Genomic DNA, 5,511 nt, shown 5'->3' with positions numbered 1-5,511 from the left:
CTACTGTACTTTTAGCTTGGGCGGCAATTATATCTGAGGGGTGAAAATAGGGGGAATTCCAAAAGTCGTAGGTGGCACTCGCTGCGGCTAGATTTCCCGAAGCTTGTGGCACACTTGTACTAGGTTGACTGGCCAAGTTTTCTACGATACTGATTAACCTTTTCTTTCTTCTGGTGTCCCCTAGGTCTGCATATTGTAATTCTTGGGCTGCCCATTTCTCCATTTTTTTGCTTACCTCCACCTTAATTCCTTCTTTCAAAACTATACCTATCAATCGTTTCCCCTTTTTTTAAGTTTCTTCTCTTTTTGTTAAGAAAGATCTGACTAATGGATAGCTTTAAGACAAGGGCCGCCTTTAAAAGTGGCAACGCACAAGATAGGTTCTCCTCTGAGTATTGCCGCTTTAATAAACTTCAATGTACCATTGGAGTAAAATCTTTGGAATCTTTGAGATACAATTACACAACGCTGTTGAGGAGTATGAGGTGGAGGAAAAGAATCGTCTTGCCAACGAATTAGCTCAACATTACCCGCAAGTTCAGTGACAACAAAGGTTGCGGGTCCTCCTTCTCTGCTCATACTGCAAAAAAACTTCTGAGTTTGAGCAGAACTGGGCTGCCCACCAATAGCCAAAGCCCCAACGAAGAGGAATAGGGATAATTTTCCAGAACTATAGTCTTCAAAGCCTTGCCTAGCAAGACTACTAGGAATGATCAGCACTGATTATCATACAAAGTCGAGAAGAGCCGCAAAAACTCGCATTGTGACCGTTTGAAGTATAGCAAATCCGTTTTTGATCGATAGTACGATTAACTCCCAATCCAACTTTCAAAACCCAGTTATCAATTGTTTCCCCCCTCTCCCCATCTCCTCTCTCCCCACTCCCTCAAAAAAAATTTTCCCAGAGGTGCTTGACATAACCCTGATGATGAAGTTACAATTAGAATTGTCGCAAAAATGGGATTGTAGTTCAATTGGTTAGAGCACCGCCCTGTCACGGCGGAAGTTGCGGGTTCGAGCCCCGTCAATCCCGTAAAAATCCAGATTAGAGTCGTTTAAGGCGAGTTGACCAGTGGGCAGTAGGATGAATAAACAGAATCCTACTGCCTAGATTGGTTCTAATTTACCGATAAACCAGCATTAGCTTGAATATAATCGGGTAATTCAATCTTTACCGGTTGTACCCGCCAGATTTCTTCGCAGTATTGCCGAATCGATCGATCGCTAGAGAATTTACCCATGCGGGCCACATTAAGAATCGCTAAACGACTCCAATGTTCTTGATCTTTATAAGCGCGACCGACTCCTTCCTGACAGTCGATATAGGACTGATAATCAGCCAGTAACATATAGGGATCATCGTAGATAAGATTATCCACAAGCGGACGGAATAAACTACTATCACCCCGGCTAAAAAATCCCGAACCAATGAGGTCTAATACTGCCCGCAATTCTTCGTTATGGTAATAGTATTCTTGGGGATTATAACCAGCGGCTTTTTTAGCATAAACCTCCTCGGTTGTCAATCCAAAAAGAAAGAAATTTTCCGCTCCCACCTCTTCACGAATTTCGATATTTGCCCCATCGAGAGTGCCGATAGTTAAGGCACCATTCATGGAGAATTTCATATTACCAGTTCCCGAAGCTTCTTTCCCGGCGGTGGAAATTTGTTCGGACAAGTCGGCAGCTGGATAAACCCGTTGACCGAAGGTGACATTATAATCGGGTAGGAAAACCACTTTTAACCGTCCTCCAATTGTCGGATCATTATCGATTACTTCTGCCACAGAATTAATCAATTTAATGATTAATTTCGCCATAAAATAACCCGGGGCTGCCTTACCACCGAAAATAAAGGTACGGGGGGTAATATCGAGATTGGGATTATTTTTGAGGCGATGATAGAGAGTGACGATATGTAAAACGTTGAGATGTTGCCGTTTATATTCGTGAATGCGTTTTACCTGCACATCAAAGAGGGTACTAGGATCAACTTTAATGCCGACTTTTTTATCGATATAATTGGCTAAATCTGCCTTAATATCGTATTTAATTCTTCGCCAAGAGTCCCGAAATTCACCGTCATCCACATAATTTTCTAAACCGCGTAAATCCTCCAGATGCTTAATCCAATTTTCGCCGATTTTTTCGGTAATTGCAAAAGTTAAGCGGGGATTACTAGAAACTATCCAGCGCCGGGGAGTAACTCCATTGGTTTTGTTGCTAAACTTTTCAGGAAAGAGTTCATAAAAATTGCGTAGAACATCTTTTTTCAGTAATTCTGTATGGAGAGCTGCCACCCCATTAATTGCCTGGGAACCTACACAGGCGAGGTGAGCCATACGGACGTATTTTTCGCCGCTTTCATCGATTATAGATAAACGGGAAATTTTGCCATCATCATGGGGATAAATAATGCGAATTTTATCCAAGAAACGATGGTTAATTTCATAGATAATTTCCATTAATCGCGGTAAAAGACGACCAAAAATACTCAAAGGCCATTTTTCTAAAGCTTCTGGCAAAAGAGTATGATTGGTATAGGCGAAGGTATTTTGAGTGATAAACCAAGCTTTATCCCAATCGAAATGATGCACGTCAATTAACAAGCGCATTAACTCAGCCACCCCGACGGAAGGGTGAGTATCATTCAATTGTACCGACCATTTTTGATGAAAACTATTGAGACTGGGGTTCTCATGTAAGTGAATACGAATCATATCCTGTAGGGAACAGGAAACAAAGAAATATTGCTGTTCTAAACGTAGTTCTTTGCCTTGAATTGGTTCATCGTTAGGATAGAGAACTTTACTGATATTTTCCGAGTGAACTTTATTATCCACCGCACCATAATAATCGCCGCGATTAAAGCGACCAAAATCAAAAGATTCACAAGCTTCTGACTTCCATAGACGCATGGTATTAGCGGTGTTAACTCGATAGCCGAGAATTGGGGTATCGTAGGGAATTCCTTTGACTACATAATCAGGAATCCAACGACTGCGATAATTACCATTTTCGTCGGTATAGGATTCGGTATAACCGCCAAATTTTACCTCTACTCCCGCTTCCGGTCGGGCAATTTCCCAAGGATTTCCATACTGTAACCACTTATCGGTTATTTCCACCTGCCAACCGTCGTGAATTTCTTGATCAAAGATACCAAATTCGTAGCGAATACCGTAACCAATAGCTGGAATTTCTAGGGTAGAAAGGGAATCAAGATAACAGGCAGCTAAACGACCTAAACCACCATTTCCTAACCCCGGTTCTTCTTCCTGGGCAATTAATTCTTCTAGTTTTAATCCCGATTCGCTGACAGCTTTCTGGACCTGTTCGTAGATACCGAGATTAATTAAATTATTGGCCAAATGGGGACCGACTAAAAATTCAGCTGAGAGATAACAAACGGTTCTGACATCTTTTTTTAGATAGGTTTGTTGGGTGGTTAACCAACGCTGCAATAAACGATCGCGGATAGTATAAGCTAAGGCCATGTAAAGATCGTTTTTGCTGGCTAATTCCGGTAATTTACCTTGAATATAGAGTAAATTATCCCTTAAAGCCCGTCGGATAGTTTCTGTGTCTAATCCTGTTCTGTCGTCTTCGATGATAATCGGACAAACAAAAGTTGACTCTGGAGATGGATCCATAGGAGTGTTTTGACTAAAAATTGACTCCTCTTAGTCTAAGATAACCCGCCCTGAAATTGTATCAAGAAAAGCTTAAATCTTGACTAAGATTAAGGTATAGTAATGATGAAGTTAAGGTGATTAAATTTCAGTTACCGATAGGAAGCGAAAACAGGGGAAAGTTTGAGCAATGCGTGCTTTTGTGACGGGTGGAACAGGTTTTATCGGGGCGAATTTAGTGCGATTGCTTTTAGTCGAAGGCTACCAAGTGCGCGTCCTCGTCCGTCCCCAGAGTAATCTCAGAAATTTGCGGGGTTTGGATCTCGAAATTGTCCGGGGTAATTTAAATGATAAGAACTTATTTAAATTAATGGTCGGATGCGAAGTTCTTTTTCATGTAGCGGCGCACTATTCTCTCTGGCAAAAGGATAGACATCAACTCTACCAAAACAATGTTTTAGGCACAAGAAATGTGCTGGAATCGGCGCATTTAGCGAGAATTACCAGAATAGTTTATACCAGTTCTGTGGCGGCTATTGGAGTGGGTAAAAATGGGGAAAGTGTCGATGAAACTTATCAAAGTCCCGCCCATCAATTAGTGGGTTATTATAAAAAATCCAAGTATTGGGCAGAACAGGAAGCATTCAAAGCAGCGCAAAGAGGACAGGATATCGTTATAGTTAATCCTAGTACGCCGATAGGAGCCTTTGATTTTAAGCCTACACCCACTGGCGACATTATTCTCCGTTTTTTGCGGCGAAAAATGCCCGCTTATGTGAATACGGGATTAAATCTAATTGATGTGCGCGATGTGGTCTGGGGACATTTATTAGCTTTAGAAAAGGGTAGAACTGGCGAAAGATATATTTTAGGTCATCAAAACACTTCTTTAAAAACTTTGTTGACAGAATTAGCCGAAATTACTGGCAGAAATGCTCCGAAAATTGTTTTACCTTTTTGGATTCCTTTACTAATAGCTTGGCTGGATGAAAAAGTTCTTCCTGTCCTCGGAAAATCGCCCTCTATACCCCTTGATGGCGTGAAAATGTCAAAACAGTCTATGTACTACGATTCCTCGAAGGCAGTGCAAGAACTAGGCTTACCCCAATCGCCGATTAGACAAGCTTTAGCCGATGCCATCGATTGGTTTCAAACCAATGGAGACATTACTTATTAACACTGAGTAGGAAAGGAAAAAGATGGTCTCAATTGTGCTTAGATATTTATCTATTTTTGCGCCCTTAATAATTCATCTAGGAAAACCTGTTCTTGCTAAAATAACTCCAATTTTAAGCGCAATCATCCCCCCAAGAACACTGCCCAACCAATAAATTAAACCGAAAGTTAAGTTTCCCTGCTCTAAAAACTTGTTAGAATCTAAACTATAGGTAGAAAAAGTTGTATAGGAACCACAAAAACCCGTGGCAATCATCAATCCTAATTCCGGGGCAATTATGCGAATATTTTCTCTAACCATAGTAAAAATATAGGCAATAATTAAACAACCAGAAATATTGACAAAAAATGTCCCCAAAAATCCCCATTCTTGACCGAAAATACTGTCAATTAATTCTCCGATATAAAAACGACTCAAAGCCCCAAAAATAGCCCCAATCGCCACGAATAAACTATAACGTCCCCTGAAAAAATTCATGCTATCTCTCCTGCCCTTTAATAGTCAATAAATTGGAGAATTAAGTAGCTGGTTATAATTAAATTTAAAATGGATTTTAGGTTCGATCCCCCCTTAATCCCCCCTTGATAAGCTATCCATTAGTCACATCTTTCTTAACATAAAATTTGACAAAAAGAGAAAAGTGTGCAAGATGGCTCAAGGAGGTTCTATGGGGGGACTAATTTGATGAGATAGTTTCCAAGT

At 40.7% G+C, this 5,511-nt stretch carries 5 protein-coding genes and 1 tRNA gene; 2 read left to right on the top strand and 4 right to left on the bottom strand.

Annotated features, from left to right (window positions below; all coding sequences use genetic code 11):
• A partial coding sequence (locus IQ224_RS21155) for a transposase (protein WP_130757148.1) occupies positions 1-223 on the bottom strand: 223 nt, incomplete at its 3' end.
• Between the two features lie 101 nt (positions 224-324).
• Complete coding sequence (locus tag IQ224_RS24395; RefSeq protein WP_370583159.1) at positions 325-720, bottom strand: COP23 domain-containing protein; 396 nt, start codon at positions 718-720, stop codon at positions 325-327.
• A gap of 239 nt (positions 721-959) precedes the next feature.
• Here IQ224_RS24395 and IQ224_RS21145 point away from each other — a divergent pair.
• A tRNA-Asp gene (locus IQ224_RS21145) sits at positions 960-1,033 on the top strand.
• Positions 1,034-1,118: 85 nt separating this feature from the next.
• Here the strand turns inward: IQ224_RS21145 and IQ224_RS21140 are convergent.
• Entirely contained in the window at positions 1,119-3,653 is a 2,535-nt protein-coding gene (locus IQ224_RS21140; RefSeq protein ID WP_002748239.1) for a glycogen/starch/alpha-glucan phosphorylase, read from the bottom strand.
• A 169-nt stretch (positions 3,654-3,822) separates the two neighbouring features.
• Between IQ224_RS21140 and hpnA the strand changes: the two genes are divergently transcribed.
• On the top strand, positions 3,823-4,809 hold the full coding sequence (gene hpnA / locus IQ224_RS21135) for a hopanoid-associated sugar epimerase (RefSeq protein WP_002748237.1): 987 nt from the start codon (positions 3,823-3,825) through the stop codon (positions 4,807-4,809).
• 72 nt (positions 4,810-4,881) lie between these two features.
• On the opposite strand, the gene crcB is transcribed toward hpnA, so the two are convergent.
• Positions 4,882-5,286, bottom strand: a complete 405-nt coding sequence (gene crcB, locus IQ224_RS21130) for a fluoride efflux transporter CrcB (RefSeq protein WP_194033462.1) — start codon at positions 5,284-5,286, stop codon at positions 4,882-4,884.
• Between the last annotated feature and the right edge of the window lie 225 nt (positions 5,287-5,511).

The organism is Microcystis sp. LEGE 00066 (assembly GCF_015207925.1).
GTDB lineage: Bacteria > Cyanobacteriota > Cyanobacteriia > Cyanobacteriales > Microcystaceae > Microcystis > Microcystis ichthyoblabe_A.
The sequence above is the reverse complement of the archived record's forward strand: the minus strand, read 5'-3'. Positions and strand labels throughout refer to the sequence as shown.